17 protein-coding genes and 1 tRNA gene are annotated in these 19,411 nt (G+C 55.7%); 13 read left to right on the top strand and 5 right to left on the bottom strand.

The features are described from left to right. The first annotated feature begins 92 nt into the window (after positions 1-92). The 7 genes from FD428_RS13045 to agp all read left to right on the top strand — a co-directional run bounded on the left by FD428_RS13045 (position 93) and on the right by agp (position 6,923). Positions 93-1,472, top strand: coding sequence for a Fe-S-containing protein (locus FD428_RS13045; protein ID WP_000119836.1), 1,380 nt, complete (start codon positions 93-95; stop codon positions 1,470-1,472). Between the two features lie 2 nt (positions 1,473-1,474). Next, entirely contained in the window at positions 1,475-2,758 is a 1,284-nt protein-coding gene (locus tag FD428_RS13040; protein WP_012132913.1) for an ABC transporter permease, read from the top strand. Continuing rightward, complete coding sequence (locus tag FD428_RS13035) at positions 2,748-3,878, top strand: ABC transporter permease (RefSeq protein WP_012132912.1); 1,131 nt, start codon at positions 2,748-2,750, stop codon at positions 3,876-3,878. The genes FD428_RS13040 and FD428_RS13035 overlap by 11 nt, the downstream gene beginning before the upstream one ends. 4 nt (positions 3,879-3,882) lie before the next feature. Next, complete coding sequence (locus FD428_RS13030) at positions 3,883-4,578, top strand: ABC transporter ATP-binding protein (protein ID WP_000117262.1); 696 nt, start codon at positions 3,883-3,885, stop codon at positions 4,576-4,578. Continuing rightward, on the top strand, positions 4,565-5,050 hold the full coding sequence (locus FD428_RS13025) for a TlpA disulfide reductase family protein (protein WP_123907509.1): 486 nt from the start codon (positions 4,565-4,567) through the stop codon (positions 5,048-5,050). Before FD428_RS13030 ends, FD428_RS13025 begins: the two co-directional genes overlap by 14 nt. Positions 5,051-5,074: 24 nt before the next feature. Beyond that, positions 5,075-5,560 (top strand): hypothetical protein, encoded by a 486-nt coding sequence (locus FD428_RS13020; RefSeq protein ID WP_000874189.1) that lies wholly within the window; start codon positions 5,075-5,077, stop codon positions 5,558-5,560. A gap of 121 nt (positions 5,561-5,681) precedes the next feature. Then, a complete protein-coding gene (gene agp / locus FD428_RS13015) occupies positions 5,682-6,923 on the top strand; it encodes a bifunctional glucose-1-phosphatase/inositol phosphatase (RefSeq protein ID WP_114848394.1) in 1,242 nt (413 codons plus the stop codon). A gap of 36 nt (positions 6,924-6,959) precedes the next feature. On the opposite strand, the gene FD428_RS13010 is transcribed toward agp, so the two are convergent. Both FD428_RS13010 and wrbA read right to left on the bottom strand, forming a co-directional pair. Then, positions 6,960-7,187: a YccJ family protein gene (locus tag FD428_RS13010; RefSeq protein WP_047457633.1), complete on the bottom strand. Its 228-nt coding sequence runs from the start codon at positions 7,185-7,187 to the stop codon at positions 6,960-6,962. A gap of 20 nt (positions 7,188-7,207) precedes the next feature. Further along, a complete protein-coding gene (gene wrbA / locus FD428_RS13005) occupies positions 7,208-7,804 on the bottom strand; it encodes an NAD(P)H:quinone oxidoreductase (RefSeq protein ID WP_047457630.1) in 597 nt (198 codons plus the stop codon). Positions 7,805-8,189: 385 nt separating this feature from the next. Here wrbA and FD428_RS13000 point away from each other — a divergent pair, with 385 nt between their 5' ends. Together FD428_RS13000 and rutR are read left to right on the top strand one after the other, a co-directional pair. Continuing rightward, a complete protein-coding gene (locus tag FD428_RS13000) occupies positions 8,190-8,363 on the top strand; it encodes a general stress protein (RefSeq protein ID WP_012132907.1) in 174 nt (57 codons plus the stop codon). Between the two features lie 201 nt (positions 8,364-8,564). After that, on the top strand, positions 8,565-9,203 hold the full coding sequence (gene rutR / locus FD428_RS12995) for an HTH-type transcriptional regulator RutR (protein WP_012132906.1): 639 nt from the start codon (positions 8,565-8,567) through the stop codon (positions 9,201-9,203). On the opposite strand, the gene FD428_RS12990 is transcribed toward rutR, so the two are convergent. Then, positions 9,200-9,595, bottom strand: coding sequence for a lysozyme inhibitor LprI family protein (locus tag FD428_RS12990; protein WP_071258246.1), 396 nt, complete (start codon positions 9,593-9,595; stop codon positions 9,200-9,202). The genes rutR and FD428_RS12990 overlap by 4 nt on opposite strands. Positions 9,596-9,722: 127 nt before the next feature. Further along, positions 9,723-13,685, bottom strand: a complete 3,963-nt coding sequence (gene putA, locus FD428_RS12985) for a trifunctional transcriptional regulator/proline dehydrogenase/L-glutamate gamma-semialdehyde dehydrogenase (protein WP_114848393.1) — start codon at positions 13,683-13,685, stop codon at positions 9,723-9,725. Between putA and FD428_RS12980 the strand changes: the two genes are divergently transcribed. From FD428_RS12980 to phoH, 3 genes are all read left to right on the top strand, one after another. Continuing rightward, a complete protein-coding gene (locus FD428_RS12980) occupies positions 13,684-13,950 on the top strand; it encodes a hypothetical protein (protein ID WP_123907508.1) in 267 nt (88 codons plus the stop codon). The two genes, putA and FD428_RS12980, sit on opposite strands and share 2 nt — an antisense overlap. Before the next feature lie 157 nt (positions 13,951-14,107). Then, entirely contained in the window at positions 14,108-15,616 is a 1,509-nt protein-coding gene (putP, locus tag FD428_RS12975) for a sodium/proline symporter PutP (protein WP_114848392.1), read from the top strand. Positions 15,617-16,178: 562 nt separating this feature from the next. Further along, positions 16,179-16,967: a phosphate starvation-inducible protein PhoH gene (phoH, locus tag FD428_RS12970; RefSeq protein ID WP_047457616.1), complete on the top strand. Its 789-nt coding sequence runs from the start codon at positions 16,179-16,181 to the stop codon at positions 16,965-16,967. A 1,101-nt stretch (positions 16,968-18,068) separates the two neighbouring features. Here the strand turns inward: phoH and FD428_RS12965 are convergent. Continuing rightward, a tRNA-Ser gene (locus FD428_RS12965) sits at positions 18,069-18,156 on the bottom strand. 235 nt (positions 18,157-18,391) lie between these two features. Here FD428_RS12965 and ghrA point away from each other — a divergent pair. After that, positions 18,392-19,330, top strand: coding sequence for a glyoxylate/hydroxypyruvate reductase GhrA (gene ghrA, locus FD428_RS12960; RefSeq protein WP_114848581.1), 939 nt, complete (start codon positions 18,392-18,394; stop codon positions 19,328-19,330). The last annotated feature ends 81 nt before the right edge of the window (positions 19,331-19,411 follow it).

Genomic DNA, 19,411 nt, shown 5'->3' with positions numbered 1-19,411 from the left:
CAACGCGCCAGGAGGATTCCCCCTTCTGGCGCGTTGGTCAGACCGATCATATGCCCGTCGCTTAATTCAACCCGCCGTACAGAGTCGAAGTTATGAGTTACTTTTTCGTCACGACGCTACAGGTCTTTTTCTGCATTGCGCTTCTTTCCGGTGTTCTCTGGAGTCGAAACGATCCTCCCTCTTTACGTCCACTGACCTGGACGCTGCTGACCGGGCTGATTGCCGGCGTACTGGCGGGACTGTTTATTCACGGCAGCCAACCGGTACAACTGCTGCTGGTTGGGGCGGAGGTCATGGTATCGCTGCTGTTTGTCCTCAGTTTCTGGTGGGCTTCAACGCGTATCCGCTATCTGTGGCAGGGGATTCTGATTTTTGGTGCTGCCCGCCATTGGGCGCTGGACCCTAATCTGGGCGGGTTGACCAGTACGCATGTGCTGAATACTGACCTGCTGTTAAACCTGACGGCCGTCGTTCTCGCTTTTGCGATCCTCTGTCTGGCGGGCGTACTCTGCGCGATGCTGCTGCGGCGTATTCGCGGCCTGTACTGGCCGTTAACGCTGATTCTGCTGGTGATGATCTGGCTGCCGTTGAGCGGCAACCTGCTGCTGTTGCTGATGAAATTACAGGTTGTTCCGCTGGGTAAATCACTGCTGAGCTTCGTGGCGAAAGTCACAAATAACACGGCGCTGTATAACTGGGCGGGAGCCGCGCTGCTGCTGGCCCTGGCGCTGTGCTGGCTTCCGGCGCTGTTGCGGGCTTTTCGACAGACGCGGGAAACCGAAGAACCGATCGCTCACCGTCTGGCGCTGGCGCAGCGTCGCAACGCTTTGCGGCTGTGGCTGGTCACAATCGGTTGCGCGGTGGTCGTTATCGCAGGCCAGCTGTGGTGGGATAAAGTGGCCTCGCAGCCGCCGCAACTCTCTGAAGCCGTGCCCGTAACGCTGGGGAGCGATGGCATGGTGCGCCTGCCGGTCGAACAGCTTCGTGACGGTAAACTGCATCGTTTCGTCTGGGTGGCGGACGATGGCAAAGCGGTGCGCTTCTTCGTGATTAACCGCTATCCCGACAAGCTGCGTTTTGGCGTGGTGTTCGACGCCTGCCTGCTGTGCGGCGATCAGGGTTATGTCATGGAGGGCAATCAGGTCATCTGCGTCGCCTGCGGAGTGCATATTTTTATTCCGTCTATCGGCAAGGCCGGTGGCTGTAACCCGGTGCCGATTGAAAACTGGCACAATGATGAAAAAGAGCTGGTGATCCCCGGTAAAGAACTGGCGACAGGGGTGAACTACTTCTCGACGGTCATGACTATTAAAGTGACCGATCCGGTCGATGGTTCAACGTTGACTAATACCTCAGCCGATTACAAATACAGCTATGGCGGCAAGACCTGGTTCTTCTCGTCAGAGGCTAACTATGAACGCTTCCGTGAAACGCCGGAGCAGTTTGTTCCTGCCGACATGAGGGAGGAATAATCATGCTGTGGCGGATGTTACGACAATCCTGGGGGCGCAATTTACGCCGCAAAGTGCTGGCGATAATCACCGTTTTTCTGGCCTCCAGCCTGATCTCGGCGCTGCTGGCGGTGTCCATTGATATCGGCGACAAAATGTCCAGAGAGCTGAAGTCTTATGGTGCGAACATTTTGATTGAACCCGCCGGACAGGCTGCGCTGCCCGCGCTGTTTAGTGAGAGCAGTAATCCGCTTTCCGGTCAGGATTTTCTTGATGAAGCCGAGCTGCCGAACATCAAAGATATCTTCTGGCGAAACAACATTGTCGGGTTTGCGCCGATGCTCGGCGGCGAAGCCAGCGTGGAGGGAGAACCGGTGCGGATTCTGGGCACCTTCTTCAGTCAGCCAGTGGATATTCCTGATGAAGAGGGATATGAGACGGGGCAGAAAACGGTCAGCCCTTACTGGCAGGTGACCGGCGACTGGCCGCAGGAACCGGCAGGCGCAGAGCCGCAGACCTTAGTCGGGCACGCGCTGGCGCGGCAAATGGGCTGGAAACCCGGTGATAAGCTGACATTACGTACCGAAGGCGAAGCGGTGCAGGTCACCGTCAGCGGTATCCTCTCCAGCGGCGGCGATGAAGATAACCAACTGGTGATGCCGCTAAGCACGGTACAGCACCTGCTGGGGCTACCCGGAAAAGTGCAGGCGATTCGCGTCTCGGCGCTGACGGTGCCGGAAAACGAACTGTCCCGCCGCGCGCGGGAAAACCTGGACGCGCTCAATGCCGAAGAGTACGACCTCTGGTATTGCACGGCCTATGTGTCGTCGATCGCGCATCAGCTGGAAGAGGCGATTTCCGGTGCGGAAGTGCGCCCGGTATGGCAGGTCGCGGCGTCCGAAGGGGTGGTGATCGATAAAATTCAGCTGCTGATGGCGGTCGTTACCGTCGCGGCGCTGGCGGCTTCCGCAATGGGGATCGCCTCGCTGATGACCAGCACCATTATGGAACGCGCCAAAGAGATCGGTTTGATGAAAGCGCTGGGTGCGCGACAGTGGCAAATCATGCTGCTGTTCTACCTGGAAGCGGCGTCCAGCGGGCTGGCTGGCGGCGCGCTGGGATGTATTGCCGGGTGGGGGCTGGCGAAAGCGATTGGCGTCATGCTCTTCGACGCGCCGCTTAATTTTGCCTGGATTGTGGTGCCGTGCGTACTGGTGATTGCGGTACTGATTGCGTTGATCGGCACCTGGTTCCCGGCCCGGCGGATTGCCCGACTGTATCCTGTGGAGGTGCTGTATGGCCGCTAAACGTACCATGCTCTGGCTGCTGGTGTGGCGGGCGCTGCGTCTGCGTTTTCAGCGGGTCAGCGTGGTGTTTGCCGCGCTGATGGTGGGGGCGACCATCGTGACGGCGCTTTCTGCCGTCTGGTTCGACATTAACACCAAAATGAGCGAAGAACTGCGCACCTTCGGCGCGAATTTTTACATCGGGCCGGGGCACGGTTCCAGTATGCCGCAGCAGGAGTTGCAGAGCATTCTCGATCAGGCGCCGCAGGGGCTGGTGCATGGCGCCAGTCCGTGGTTGTACGGCATGGCGCGCACCGAGCTGGAAAAAGTGGTGATGGTTGGCGTGTGGTTCGAGTCGCTGCAAAAACTGGTGCCGTACTGGCAGGTCACCGGTAGCTGGATTGGCGTCAGTTTTGACGACCGTAACGCGATGATCGGCGTCAAACTGGCGGAACGCCTCAACGTGCAGCCGGGCGACAGCATCACGCTGGTGGATCACAATCAGCGTAAGAATTTGCAGATTAAAGGCATTGTGGAGTCTGGCGATGCGACGGACAACATGCTGATCGTCAGCCTCGACGTGGCGCAGGCCTGGCTGCATCAGCCGGGCAAAATCAGCCACGGCTTGCTGAGCGTCAGTAACGATGTCGGCCAGGTGGAGAGCTACGCCAGCCGGTTGCAGGCGCAGTATCCTGATCTGGAGATTCGTCCGGTGCGTAAGGTCTCTGCTTCCGAAGGGCAGGTGCTGGATAAAATTAAAGGTCTGATGGGGCTGGTCTCGATCGTGATTCTGGCGCTCTCTTCGCTGTGCGTGAATACCACGCTGATGGCGATTGTCGGCGAGCGGGCGCGCGAGTTTGCGCTGCAAAAAGCGCTTGGTTCCAGCAACGGCGATATCGTGCGGCAAATTCTGCTGGAAACCAGCATCATCGCGCTGGCGGCGGTGGCGTGCGGCTGGGTGCTGGGATATTTGCTGGCGCAACTGTTGGGATTAACGGTGTTTAATGCCGCCATTTCGCTGCGTTTGCCGGTGTTGCCCATTACTCTGGTGTTGTCTTTACTGGTCGCCATTCTGGCGGCGATTGTTCCGGTGCGACGCGCGGTAAGCGTCGAGCCTGCTAAAGTGCTGAAAGGAGAGTAGCGCCATGTCCGTTACGCATATCCCTCAGGTGGCGATCGAAACCCGCCACTTATACAAACGGTTCGGTGACGTTACCGCCCTGGATGACATTAATCTGCGCATTGCGCAGGGTGAATTTGTCGCCATTATGGGCGCTTCTGGTTCTGGTAAAACCACGCTGATGAATATTCTGACGTGCCTTGATACGGCGACGGAAGGGCAGGTGTTTCTTGATGGCACCGATGCCGCCGCGCTGGATGAAGAGGGGCGCCGTCGCTTTCGCGCCGAGAAAATCGGCCTGGTATTTCAGCAGTTCCATTTGATCCCGTTCTTAACTGCGCTGGAAAACATCATGCTCGCCCAGCATTACCACAGCGTGGTGGATGAAGCGGCGGCGAGGAAGGTGCTGGAACAGGTAGGGCTTGGGCATCGTGTGACGCACCTGCCGAGCCAGCTTTCCGGTGGTGAGCAGCAGCGTGTGTGTATCGCCCGGGCGCTGGTCAACGAACCGCCGGTTATTTTCGCGGATGAACCGACGGGCAACCTGGATGAAGAGAATGAGCAGCGGGTGCTGGATCTGCTCACCGATCTGCATCGTCAGGGGCGCACGATTGTGATGGTGACGCACAACCCTGCGCTTGGGCAGTTTGCCGACCGTATTCTGCGGCTGCAACACGGTAAATATCTGGGTGAGGAGGCCAATCAACATGCGCTGGCATAATGTGCTGTTACTCGCGGCGGCGATCCTGATAAGCGGGTGTAAAGAAGAAAAGCTGGCGGTCGGGGAACCGGCCCCGGCGTTGGCGGCGTTTGACCTGCAAGGCCAGGAGTCAGGCCTTGAACGCTGGCAAGGAAAGGCGGTGTACCTGAATTTTTGGTCTGCGGGATGCGGGGGGTGTCTGGCGGAAATGGACACGCTGGAAGCGCTGAGCAAAAAATGGGGCGATAAAGTGGTGGTTGTGGCGGTCAATACCGACCCTGAAACGGTCAGGATCAACGATCTGCTGGCAAAACATCAGATAACCTATCCGGTGGTGCGCGATCAGCTCAACATTACCCAGGAACGTTATCAGGTGATCGGCACGCCGACCTCCGTACTGATTGACCCCGAAGGACGCGTTCTGGAGCTACACCAGGGTATGCGTAAGCCGCCTGAGTTAGAGGCCACGTTTGCGCGCCTGGCGGCGCGATGAACGACGCGTACGGAGAGATACCCAATGGCATTTATCTGGAACGACGAAAGCCTTGCGATTCTGCGGGAAAACGCGGGCATCCTCACAACCGAGCAGATAGCGCAACTGCTTCACACTAATATTACCGCCGTGCGGAATATGGCCTATCGGCTGAAACTGAGCCTTCGGGTGACGGCGTATAATCACCGACGCATAGCGCAGGTTCAGGCGCTTTATGCCTCTGAGACGTTGAGTCTCAAAGAGATCGCGGCGAAAACGGGGCTGACGGCCAGTACCGTGCAATATATCGTGTACGTGAAATCAAAAAATAAGCCCTACGCCACCACGGAATATGTCTCTTTTGAAACGGAGAACGCCGTTCATTACCGCGTGCAAAAAGAATTTGTCGATACGGAACGTTCCCTGCTGGACAACATCTCTGATAACACGCGATTTCGTGAACTGTATCTGACGGACGGCACTTTTTATTGCGCCCGCAATATTAAGTATGAGGTTTTTATCTCGGAGTAACCGGAACACGCTGACCTGCCGGTTATCTTCTGGAATCTCCCGTTTTGCGAAACCGTTCCCGGAAAAATGTCATATTTCTGTCACACTCTATGAGGATTGATAACAACAAGAGGTTGTAGGGATGAAAAAATTGATACTCGCCGCCGCTGTGGCAGGGGCTGTTTTATTGTCGTCCGCCGCGCAAGCGCAGACAACGCCGGAAGGTTATCAACTGCAACAAGTGTTGATGATGAGCCGACACAACTTGCGCGCGCCGTTGGCCAATAATGGCAGCGTGCTGGAGCAGTCCACGCCGAATCAGTGGCCGGAGTGGGATGTGCCCGGCGGGCAGCTCACCACGAAAGGCGGTGTGCTGGAAATTTATATGGGCCACTACATGCGAGAATGGCTGGCGGAGCAGGGGATGGTCACGTCAGGTGAATGCCCGACGCCGGACACGGTATATACCTATGCCAACAGTCTGCAACGCACCGTTGCGACGGCACAATTCTTTATCACCGGCGCTTTCCCTGGGTGCGACATTCCGGTACATCATCAGGAAAAAATGGGCACGATGGACCCAACGTTTAATCCGGTGATCACCGATGACTCTGCGGCGTTTAGCCAGAAAGCGGTGCAGGCGATGGAAAAAGAGCGCAGCCAGATGCAGCTTGATGACAGCTATCAACTGCTGACGCAGATGACGGACTACAAAGATTCACCGTCCTGCAAAGAAAAACAGCAGTGTTCGCTGACCGAAGCCAAAGACGCCTTTAGCGCGAAGTATCAGGAGGAGCCTGGCGTTTCGGGGCCGCTGAAAGTCGGCAATTCGCTGGTGGATGCGTTTACGCTGCAATACTACGAAGGCTTCCCGATGGATCAGGTCGCCTGGGGCGAGATTAAATCCGATCAGCAGTGGAAAGTTCTGTCAAAGCTGAAGAACGGGTATCAGGACAGCCTGTTTACCTCGGGTGAAGTGGCGCGCAACGTCGCCAAACCGTTGGTCAAATATATTGATAAAGCGCTGGTGACTGACCGTAGCAGCGCGCCGAAAATTACCGTTCTGGTGGGGCATGACTCGAATATTGCTTCGCTGCTGACGGCGCTGGATTTCAAACCTTACCAGCTGCACGATCAGTACGAACGCACCCCGATTGGCGGCAAGATTGTGTTCCAGCGCTGGCATGACAGCAAAGGCAATCGCGACCTGATGAAAATCGAATATGTGTATCAGAGCTCGCAGCAGTTGCGTAACGCGGACGTCCTGACGCTGAAATCACCGGCGCAGCGCGTCACGCTGGAACTGGCGGGATGCCCGATAGACGCAAACGGCTTCTGTCCTCTTGATAAGTTCGATAACGTGTTGAACAGCGCGGCAAAATAGCAGAGGTTCTCCCCCGCGCAGGCGGGGGAGAAAAGGTCAGACATTTTTACGTTCGATGGTTTGTTCGCCCCAAAATAGCGAATCTTTATCCGTCTTCTCAAAGGCTTTAAGCAACACTTCGTCGCTGCCTTCCTCCCAAATTTTTTCAGCCAGTTTCTCGTCATACTTCGCGACTTCAAAAATGGCTTCGGCTATTTCTGGTGATGTATTACGCAGACTTGCCCATTCGCCGACGTGATGAGCCTTCGCTTCTTGAGTTGGCATTCGAATCCTCCTGTTGAAGATTAGCCGTTGAGTTTTACTGCCAGACCTGCAACATATTCACCCTGATAGCGAGCGATAGAAAGTTCTTCCTGGCTTGGCTGGCGTGAACCATCGCCCCCGGCAATTGTGGTGGCGCCGTATGGCGTACCGCCGCGAACCTGCGAGACGTCAAACAGTTCCTGCGCGGCGTAACCGATAGGGACAATCACCATGCCGTGGTGAGCCAGCGTGGTCCAGGTTGAGGTAATGGTTTGTTCCTGACCGCCGCCGGTGCCTGTCGAGCTGAATACGCTGGCGAGTTTTCCATACAGCGCGCCGGATGCCCACAAACCGCCCGTCTGGTCCAGGAAGGTGCGCATCTGGCCTGACATATTGCCAAAGCGCGTCGGCGTACCAAAAATGATGGCGTCGTAATCAGGCAGTTCCTGTGGGGTTGCGACTGGTGCGTTTTGTGTTTTACCTCCGGCCTTTGCGAAGATTTCAGGCTGCATCGTTTCCGGTACGCGTTTGATAATGACTTCTGCGCCGTCCACTTTGTTTGCCCCTTCCGCCACCGCATGCGCCATAGTTTCGATGTGTCCGTACATGGAATAATAAAGCACCAGAATTTTTGCCATTTTGCACTACTCCTCGAGTTAACCGTGTCCGTAGCGATTCGCTACCTCTATTTAAAGATATGACGTCCTGGAGAGAGTGCAAATATCACAACCATTTCTTTGATTTATAACAAGATTTATCAGCGTCGTTTTTGTTGCAAAATGATACATTTTTCGCCGTTCGGATTTCTTTAACCATAAGAGAGGCTTATTGATTTCCTGGGGGGATTATTCCTGTCCCCCTGACGAACCTGTTGCAGAATATTACGATTTACTGGTCAGCCGGGGTAACTTCGCTAAGCTTAGTTCCGCGTGGCAATAATTGTGGCGTCTGCCATATGCCGCGTGAGGAGATCTTCCTCAACACCGATGCAATATGATGTCTAATCTATGACGGAGGTCAGTAATGGCAAACCATCGGGGCGGTTCCGGTAATTTTGCGGAAGACCGCGAAAGAGCATCAGAAGCAGGTCGTAAAGGTGGCCAGCACAGCGGGGGCAACTTTAAGAATGACCCGCAGCGTGCATCAGAAGCAGGCAAAAAAGGGGGCAAAAGCAGTCACGGTAACCGTAACAGCTAGCCTGTAAGTTAACGCCATAATGTTTAGCGCATACCGCTGGTAAACGTTATGATGCCACCGCCGCCGGTTCCTCCGGCGGTTTTTTTGTCCGTAAGATTGAAGTGTCGCCGCAGGCGACGCAAACTAAGCGTCCTGACGTTCAAAAAGAAAAAAGCGCCGTTGCCACGGTATCCTGGCGGCAATAAAACAAGGAGAGGGCGCATGGTTCAACGCGCAGAGAAAAAAACAGGTAAACGTTCACAGGCCGTCAGCGCCAAGCGCCAGGCGATTTTAACCGCTGCATTAAACACGTTTTCCCAGTACGGTATTCATGGTTCACGTCTGGAGCAGGTGGCTGAGCAGGCGGGAGTGTCCAAAACCAATTTGCTCTATTATTACCCGTCGAAAGAGGCGCTTTATGTCGCCGTACTGCGGCAAATCCTTGATATCTGGCTGGCGCCGTTAAAGGCTTTTCGCGAGGATTTCGCGCCGCTGGTAGCGATCAAAGAGTACATTCGTCTTAAACTGGAGGTCTCCCGTGATTATCCGCAGGCTTCCCGGCTTTTTTGCATGGAGATGCTGGCGGGCGCGCCGTTGCTGATGGAAGAACTGACCGGGGATTTGAAGGCGCTGATTGACGAAAAATCGGCATTGATTGCCGGATGGGTAAACAGTGGAAAACTGGCGCCCGTCGATCCGCATCACCTGATCTTTATGATTTGGGCTTCAACGCAGCATTACGCCGATTTTGCGCCTCAGGTCGAAGCGGTAACGGGCGCAACGTTGCGTGATGAAGCCTTTTTCAATCAAACGGTCGAAAGCGTACAGCGGATGATTATTGAAGGCATTCGCGTACGTTAACCGGCAGGCGGCAACGGACAGCTCAAATCGCCTTCCTCACATTGCAGCAGCGAAGCTAAAAACGCTTCGCGTTCGTCCGTTTTGTCCGTCATGCACTGGCTGGCGATCATCGGCTGTATACTGCCGCCTTCCGTGCCGGAACTGACCAGCGCGCAGTCGGCGTCCCGTAGGGCAATCCAGGCGATTTGCGCTTTTTTCAGCAAGTCACGCTGCGGCGGTTCGGCGCGTTTTAGCGCATTCTGGTACGTCTCATTGAGTTTTTTATCGGCGGTTTGAAATTGCGCGGCGGCGCAGGTGTTCATCTCCATTTGCGTGCTGGCGTTGGCGCAGTCATCGGCCAGTGCCGGAGCGCTGAGTAGCAGCGCAGCGCATGTGAATATAATTCGCTTCATACTTCCCTCTGGCTCTAAAACATTGCCGGATGGCGGCTTTGCCTGATCCGGCCTACAAATGTGTTTTGTAGGCCCGGTGAGCCGTAGCGCCACCGGGCATTTTCCAAAGCCTTAATTAACCACAGCCTTAACCAATTGTCATCAGGCTGGCGTTACCACCTGCCGCAGCGGTGTTAACGCTGAGCGAGCGTTCGATATACAGACGCTCCAGCAGGATATTGGTTTCACCACGGGCAAAGCCCTGTACCGACACGATCGCGCCGTCACGGGCGGCTACCGCCTCGCACAGCGCCCGTAGCTGATCGGAATCGCCGTGGAAGATCACCGCATCGAACGGCTGCGAAGTCAGCGTGTCCGCTTTCGCAAACTGAATACGTTCACAAACCGCAGCGGGCAGGCGCTTCGCCAGTTCGCGATGGAAGGCATCGTCCGGCCACAAAATCAGACTCCCGACCGCTGTCACGGCGGCGACCTGCACCAGAGCGTCCTGCTCGTCATCAGCCAGACACAATACGCGTTCACGCGGCAGTAACGTCCAGGTATTGCGCTCACCGGTAGGGCCAGGCAGCAAACGCTGGGTTCCGGCCTGCGCCAGCTCGCTAAACTGCTGACAGAGCGTATGCAAAGCCGGGCGATCCGCCGCCCACTCGGTCAGCGCGTTAAGCGGCTGAGTCAGCGCGGCTTTAAGCTGGGCATCTACCGGGTAGTCCGCATCCTGACGGGCAAGCGTTATGCCCAGCGCGTTTTCCGGGCGATTTGCCAACAGACGGTAGAGATAGAGCGGACCGCCCGCTTTCGGCCCGGTGCCGGACAAGCCTTCGCCGCCAAATGGCTGGACGCCCACGACCGCGCCGACCATATTACGGTTGACGTACAGGTTGCCTGCGTGCGCTGAACCGGTGACCTGCGCAATGGTCTCGTCAATTCGGGTATGTACGCCCAGCGTCAGACCGTAGCCGGAGGCGTTGATCTGCGCAATCAGTTCGGGAAGGTGATTACGCGTGTAACGCACCACATGCAGCACCGGCCCGAAGATCTCTTTTTGCAACTCATCAAAACTTTCCAGCTCAATCAGCGTTGGCGGAACAAAGGTGCCGGTTTGCCATTCGCGCGCATCATCGCTGTTCTCACGTACGGCCTGGAATACCGGACGACCTTTCGTACGCATCGCCTGAATATGGCGCTCAATATTGGTTTTGGCTTCGTTATCGATAACCGGGCCAATGTCGGTGGTCAGACGGCCCGGATTGCCCATGCGGCATTCCGCCATTGCCCCGCGCAGCATTTTCAGGGTGTGGTCGGCGATATCATCCTGCAAGCACAGTATGCGCAGCGCCGAGCAGCGCTGCCCGGCGCTGTCAAACGCAGATGCCAGCACATCCACAACCACCTGTTCGGTAAGGGCGGAGGAGTCCACGATCATGGCGTTCATCCCGCCGGTTTCCGCAATCAGCGGAATCGGGCGACCCTGCGCATCCAGACGGGTGGCGATGTTACGCTGCAATAAGCTGGCGACTTCGGTCGAGCCGGTAAACATCACGCCGCGTACGCGCTCATCGGAGGTTAACTGCGCCCCAACGGTTTCACCCTGGCCGGGCAGCAACTGCACTACGCCCGGCGGAACACCAGCTTCCAGTAAGATGGCGATGCCCTGAGCGGCAATCAGCGGCGTTTGTTCCGCCGGTTTCGCCAGGACGCTGTTGCCCGCCGCCAGCGCAGCGGCAATTTGTCCGGTGAAGATGGCCAGCGGGAAGTTCCACGGGCTGATACAAACGACCGGGCCTAAAGGACGATGCGTTTCGTTATCAAAGTCATCGCGTACCTGCCCGGCGTAGTAGTGGAGGAAATCCACCGCTTCGCGTACTTCTGCAATGGCATTACTGAAGGTTTTCCCGGCTTCGCGTACCAGAATGCCAATCAGCTGCTGCATTTGGCCTTCCATTAATACCGCCGCGCGTTGCAGGATGGCGGCGCGTTCCTGCGGTGGCGTCGCGAACCAGATAGGGGCGTTGTTAACCGCATTTTGCAGCGCTTGTTCAACGTCCGTAGCGCTGGCTTCGCGCACGTAGCCGACGATGTCTTTCGGCTCTGCCGGGTTGATCACCGGCGTCATCTCTCCGTCAGCGACCGGCTGTTCCAGCATCGGTTTGGCCTGCCATTTTTGCAGCGCATTATTCAACAGGGCGGAGGAGAGGGAAGCCAGACGGTGTTCGTTCGCCAGATCCAACCCGCCGGAGTTTTCCCGGCCTTGTCCGTAGAGGTCGCGAGGCAGCGGGATTTTCGGATGCGGCAAGCCGGTTTGCCCTTCTTGCTGCGCCAGTTTTTCCACGGCTTCCACCGGGTCAGCGACCAGTTCATCCAGCGGCAGCGTGGCGTCGGCAATACGGTTAACGAAGGAGGTGTTGGCGCCGTTTTCCAGCAGGCGGCGCACCAGATATGCCAGCAGCGTTTCATGCGTGCCGACCGGGGCATAAATACGACACGGACGGTTGAGTTTGCCATCCGCCACTTTACCGGTGACCTGCTCGTACAGCGGTTCGCCCATGCCGTGCAGACACTGGAATTCATACTGGCCCGGATAGTAGTTCTGCCCCGCCAGTTGATAAATCGCCGCCAGAGTATGGGCGTTATGGGTCGCAAACTGCGGGTAAATCAGATTCGGTACGGCGAGCAGTTTTTTCGCGCAGGCCAGATAAGAAACGTCGGTATAGACCTTGCGGGTGTAAACCGGGTATCCCTCCAGTCCGTCCATTTGGGCGCGTTTGATTTCACTGTCCCAGTACGCGCCTTTCACCAGGCGGATCATCAGGCGGCGACGGCTGCGCGTGGCGAGATCGATCAGATAATCAATCACAAACGGGCAGCGTTTCTGATAAGCCTGAATCACGAAACCGATGCCGTTCCAGCCAGCCAGTTCCGGCTCAAAACAAAGTTTTTCCAGCAGGTCGAGGGAGATTTCCAGACGGTCAGCTTCTTCGGCGTCGATGTTGATGCCGATATCATACTGACGCGCCAGCAGCGTCAGGGATTTCAAGCGCGGATACAGCTCCTCCATCACACGGTCATACTGCGCGCGGCTGTAGCGCGGGTGCAGGGCGGAAAGCTTGATGGAGATCCCCGGCCCTTCATAAATTCCGCGTCCGTTAGACGCTTTGCCAATGGCGTGAATAGCCTGCTGATACGAAACCATATAAGCCTGCGCATCGGCGGCGGTCAGCGCCGCTTCGCCTAACATATCGTAGGAGTAGCGGAAGCCCTTGTCTTCCAGCTTACGCGCATTCGCCAGCGCTTCGGCGATGGTTTCGCCGGTGACGAACTGCTCGCCCATCAGGCGCATTGCCATGTCCACGCCTTTGCGGATCAGCGGCTCGCCGCTCTTACCGATAATCCGGTTCAGCGAGCGAGAGAGACTGGCTTCGTTGTGGGTAGAGACCAGCTTGCCGGTAAACAACAGACCCCAGGTGGCGGCATTAACAAACAGCGACGGGCTGCGGCCAATATGCGACTGCCAGTTGCCGTTGCTGATTTTGTCGCGGATGAGCGCGTCACGCGTCGCTTTATCCGGGATACGCAGCAGCGCTTCCGCAAGGCACATCAGCGCGACGCCTTCCTGCGAGGAGAGGGAGAACTCCTGCAACAGCCCCTGTACCATCCCGGCGCGGCCGCTGGCCGTTTTCTGGTTACGCAGTTTCTCCGCCAGTTGATAGGCCAGCTTGTGGGCCTGCTCAGCCACCGGCTGCGGCAGACGCGCCTGCTCCATTAACATCGGCACCGCATCGGTTTCGGCGCGACGGTAAGCTGCGGTAATCGCGGCGCGGGAGACCGACTGAGGCAGGATCTGCTCGGCAAACTCAAGGAAAGGCTGGTGGTTTTCTTCCTGCTGTGCGGTTGACTCATCGCCTTCATTGGCGGCGCCAGCCAGCAGGGCGGGCAACTCCGGTAACGCCTCGTCGCTTTCCAGTTTTTCCAGATAATTAAAGATTGCCTGTTTGATCAGCCAGTGTGGGGTGCGATCAATTCGTGTTGCTGCTGTTTTAATACGTTCGCGCGTCGCGTCGTCCAGCTTAACCCCCATCGTGGTGGTTCCCATGCCGTCTACTCCTGTTGTTCTGATATGTGCTGCTGATAGTTATCGAGAAATATCCACCATGTTGCAACTTTGTGCAACCTCGTTAAATGTGACCTGCCTTGCAAGCTTAAAAATGAATGAAATGTTAAAAGAAGAGACGCTTCTGGATGGGATAAAAACAATAACCAAATCTTTTTCTCTGCGGCAGTTAACACTTTTGAAAGGTGCAACCTTAAAAAATGTGAGAGAGTGCAACCTGGAGAAAAATAGTATCCCACCCGAATAAAATTTGATGTAAATGATGTGTTAAATCGATTGTGAATGACCACCGCTTCCGGCAGGATACGGTCGCCCTGGTAAACATAAACACCATTGCCACGTTCCGGCAGGGTATAAAACGGCAGCTCTTATTATTGCCGGCACATAAAATCTGGAGACTTTTGATGGCTATTAGCACACCGATGTTGGTGACGTTTTGTGTCTATATCTTTGGCATGATATTGATAGGGTTTATTGCATGGCGTTCGACCAAAAACTTTGATGACTATATTCTCGGCGGCCGCAGCCTTGGGCCGTTTGTGACGGCATTATCCGCTGGCGCATCTGATATGAGCGGCTGGCTGCTGATGGGGCTGCCGGGGGCGATTTTCCTGTCGGGGATTTCTGAAAGCTGGATCGCGATTGGTCTGACGTTAGGGGCATGGATTAACTGGAAACTGGTGGCGGGACGTTTACGCGTCCACACTGAATTTAATGATAACGCCCTGACTCTGCCGGATTATTTTACCGGGCGTTTTGAAGATAAAAGTCGCGTTCTGCGCATTATCTCTGCCCTGGTTATCCTGCTGTTTTTCACCATTTATTGCGCATCGGGGATTGTGGCAGGGGCGCGTCTGTTTGAAAGCACCTTTGGCATGAGCTATGAAACCGCGCTGTGGGCGGGGGCGGCAGCCACCATTATCTACACCTTTATTGGCGGCTTCCTGGCCGTGAGCTGGACCGACACCGTCCAGGCCAGCCTGATGATTTTCGCCCTGATTCTGACGCCTGTTATGGTGATCATCAGCGTCGGCGGTTTTGGTGACTCCCTGGAAGTGATCAAACAAAAGAGCATTGAGAATGTGGATATGCTCAAGGGGCTGAACTTTGTCGCCATTATCTCCCTGATGGGCTGGGGGCTGGGCTACTTTGGTCAACCGCATATTCTGGCGCGCTTTATGGCGGCGGATTCTCATCACAGCATCGTGCACGCGCGTCGCATCAGTATGAGCTGGATGATCCTGTGTCTGGCGGGGTCGGTGGCTGTCGGCTTCTTCGGTATTGCTTACTTTAACAATAACCCGGCACTGGCCGGGGCGGTGAACCAGAACTCGGAGCGCGTGTTCATTGAACTGGCGCAAATCCTGTTCAACCCGTGGATTGCCGGTATTCTGCTGTCCGCTATTCTCGCGGCGGTGATGTCGACGTTGAGCTGCCAGCTGCTGGTGTGCTCCAGCGCGATTACCGAAGATTTGTATAAAGCCTTCTTGCGTAAAGGCGCGAGCCAGAAAGAGCTGGTATGGGTAGGGCGCATTATGGTGCTGGTGGTTGCGCTGGTGTCTATCGCGCTGGCTGCTAACCCTGAAAACCGCGTGCTCGGTCTGGTGAGCTATGCGTGGGCGGGCTTCGGCGCGGCGTTTGGCCCGGTCGTGCTGTTCTCGGTGATGTGGTCGCGTATGACCCGTAACGGCGCGCTGGCCGGAATGGTTATCGGGGCGCTGACGGTTATTGTCTGGAAACAGTTTGGCTGGCTGGATCTGTACGAAATCATCCCTGGCTTCATCTTCGGCAGCATCGGGATTGTGGTCTTTAGCCTGCTGGGCAAAGCGCCGTCGTCGGCTATGCAAGAACGTTTTGCGAAAGCGGATGCGTATTACCACTCCGCACCGCCGTCGCGTTTACAGGCAGAGTAATCTGACCGCTGCCCGTTTACTTTCATCGCCCGCCATGCGCGGGCTTTTTATTCAGAATTGTGGCGTGTTTCTCTGTATGTCGATGAATGAAAGTATTAATTTTTACTATGAGCGTTCAGGTGAAATAATTTTGTAATATCTCTGTAAGAGACTATTGCCAGTGCAAAGGGGAACTTTAGTTAATGCATGGTAAATATGTTGTTGCATTAATGATAAATTATGTTGTACTAATACGTAATAGCGGTAGTTCCCGGCAGTGATGACACTTTTCACTATGGAGATCGCGAATGGTAAGGTCCTGTACTGGACACGTTTTTCGCAGTAACAGCAATAACTTATGCGGATGCCTCTCCTCCGGTAGCCCTGTCGTCACCGCTAAATTCCTCTCACTTCCTCTTTTTATCCCTGTTACTGACGCCGTATTCGGTGCGCGTAGCCGTGTAGGGCGTCTTTTCAAAAAGCAAGCAATGGCTTACAAGGAAGCCAACCCTCAGATGTTTGTGCGCATAATCGTGCCGCCAACGGCGCGTGTGATGTATACCAACAACTCAAGGTGCTATCCATGGGAAGACAAAAAGCAGTGATCAAAGCTCGTCGTGAAGCAAAACGTGTGCTGAGACGGGATTCGCGTAGCCACAAACAACGTGAAGAAGAATCGGTCACCTCGCTTGTGCAGATGAGCGGCGTAGAAGCGATAGGCATGGCGCGTGATAGCCGTGACGCCACACCAATCGTAGCGCGAAATGAGGCTCAGGAGCACTACCTGAATGCTATCGAGAGTAAACAACTGATCTTCGCCACTGGCGAAGCCGGGTGTGGAAAAACCTGGATCAGTGCGGCAAAAGCAGCAGAGGCCCTGATACATAAAGATGTAGACAGGATTATTGTTACCCGTCCGGTTTTGCAGGCCGATGAAGATCTCGGCTTCTTACCAGGCGATATATCCGAGAAGTTCGCGCCTTATTTCCGGCCCGTCTATGACGTACTGGTGAAACGCCTGGGCGCGTCTTTTATGCAATACTGCCTGCGGCCTGAGATTGGTAAGGTGGAAATCGCGCCGTTCGCCTATATGCGCGGACGTACATTTGAAAATGCAGTCGTCATTCTTGACGAGGCTCAGAATGTGACTGCTGCGCAAATGAAGATGTTCTTAACGCGCCTCGGGGAGAACGTGACGGTTATCGTAAATGGCGACATTACCCAGTGCGATTTACCGACTCATGTTCAATCAGGGTTAAGTGATGCGTTAGCTCGCTTTGAAGAAGATGAGATGATAGGTATTGTCCGTTTCCATAAAGACGACTGCGTGCGTTCGGCATTGTGCCAACGAACCCTTCATGCCTATAACTGAAGCGTCGTCAGATCTCATAGCCCGGGAAACCGGGCTTTGTTTTTTGTAGGCCGGATAAGGCGCTTGCGCTGCCATCCGGCGATGTGCGGGAGCCCGGTGGCGCTAACGCTTACCGGTCCTGGGATGTTCTTGTAGGCCGGATAAGGCGCTTGCGCCGCCATCCGGGGATGTGCAGGTGCCCGGTAGCGCTAACGCTTACCGGTCCTGGGATGTTTTTGTAGGCCGGATAAGGCGCTTGCGCTGCCATCCGGCGATGTGCGGGAGCCCGGTGGCGCTAACGCTTACCGGGCCTACGGTGTTCTTGTCAGCCGGATAGCATGTGCAATAGGCAAAAAAAGCCCGTACTTTCGTACGAGCTCTTTTTCTGAATATGGCGGTGAGGGGGGGATTGACTCGCTTCGCTCGCCCTGCGGGCAGCCCGCTCTCTGCGTTCGCAGTCTGTCCAACTGGCTGCCGCCAGTTGTCGAACCCCGGTCGTGGGTTCTCATCCCCCCACAGCGCGTGCAATAGGCAAAAAAAAGCCCGTACTTTAGTACGAGCTCTTTTTCCGAATATGGCGGTGAGGGGGGGATTGACTCGCTTCGCTCGCTCTGCGGGCAGCCCGTTCTCTGCGTTCGCGGTCTGTCCAACTGGCTGCCGCCAGTTGTCGAACCCCGGTCGTGGGTTCTCATCCCCCCACAGCGCGTGCAACATGCAAAAAAAGCCCGTACTTTCGTACGAGCTCTTTTTCTGAATATGGCGGTGAGGGGGGGATTGACTCGCTTCGCTCGCCCTGCGGGCAGCCCGCTCTCTGCGTTCGCAGTCTGTCCAACTGGCTGCCGCCAGTTGTCGAACCCCGGTCGTGGGTTCTCATCCCCCCACAGCGCGTGCAATAGGCAAAAAAAAGCCCGTACTTTAGTACGAGCTCTTTTTCCGAATATGGCGGTGAGGGGGGGATTGACTCGCTTCGCTCGCTCTGCGGGCAGCCCGTTCTCTGCGTTCGCGGTCTGTCCAACTGGCTGCCGCCAGTTGTCGAACCCCGGTCGTGGGTTCTCATCCCCCCACAGCGCGTGCAACATGCAAAAAAAGCCCGTACTTTCGTACGAGCTCTTTTTCTGAATATGGCGGTGAGGGGGGGATTCGAACCCCCGATACGTTGCCGTATACACACTTTCCAGGCGTGCTCCTTCAGCCACTCGGACACCTCACCATATTGTCGTTCCAGTGTTGCTGGAACGGGCGCTAATTTAGGGAAATACGCCCCCGGCGTCAATCACCTTTTCTAAAAAATCGTGCAATTACACAAACTTCAATCAACATGCAGTTTAAATAAGCGGAAACTGCTTTTTTTGCCAGCATCTCTAAATTTGTTATGCTGATGATCCCTATGAAAATGATGATAATAAGTGCGAGTAAATTCCGCACAACAACACTCAGGAGTCAACATGGAGATAATGTTCTATCACCCGACCTTCGATACGGCCTGGTGGCTTAACGCTTTGGCAAAGGCGATTCCCGGCGCGAATATTCGTGAATGGAAACCCGGTGATAACGAACCTGCGGATTATGCGCTCGTGTGGCATCCGCCGGTGGAGATGCTCGAAGGACGGAAGCTAAAAGCCGTATTTGCGCTTGGCGCAGGTGTGGATTCCATTCTGAGTAAGCTCAAAGCGCACCCGGAAATGCTGGATGCCTCTATCCCGCTGTTCCGCCTGGAAGATACCGGCATGGGCCTGCAAATGCAGGAGTATGCCGTGAGCCAGGTGCTGCATTGGTTCCGCCGTTTCGATGATTATCAGGCGCTGAAAAACCAGTCAACATGGCAGCCGCTGCCGGAATATGATCGCGATGAGTTCACCGTCGGTATTATGGGGGCAGGGGTGCTGGGCGCCAAAGTCGCTGAAGCGCTCCAGGCATGGGGATTCCCGCTTCGCTGCTGGAGCCGTAGCCGTAAATCCTGGCCTGGCGTAGAGAGTTTTGCGGGAGCTGAGGAGTTAGGCGCATTCCTGAATCAAACAAGGGTGCTGATCAACCTGCTGCCAAATACGGCGGAGACGGTGGGCATTATTAATTCCGGCTTGCTCAATCAGTTACGGGATGGCGCTTACCTGCTTAACCTGGCGCGCGGCGTGCATGTTAATGAGGACGATCTGCTTGCCGCGTTGAATAGCGAAAAACTCAAAGGGGCGATGCTGGATGTTTTCAGCCGCGAGCCGTTGCCAAAAGAGAGTCCGCTCTGGCAACACCCTCGCGTGGCGATGACGCCGCACATTGCCGCCGTCACCCGCCCGGCGGAAGCCGTGGACTATATTTCGCGCACCATTGCGCATCTGGAGCGCGGCGAATCCGTGACGGGTCAGGTCGATCGCGTTCGCGGCTACTGATGACAACCCGGTTAGCGCCGGGTTTCGACTAATAAATGGCGACGATACCTGCTATCCTTGTCGGAAAACGACTACAGGAGT

It is taken from the genome of Citrobacter sp. TBCP-5362 (assembly GCF_005406305.1).
Lineage (GTDB): Bacteria > Pseudomonadota > Gammaproteobacteria > Enterobacterales > Enterobacteriaceae > Citrobacter_B > Citrobacter_B koseri.
This window is presented reverse-complemented; position numbering and strand designations above follow the sequence as displayed.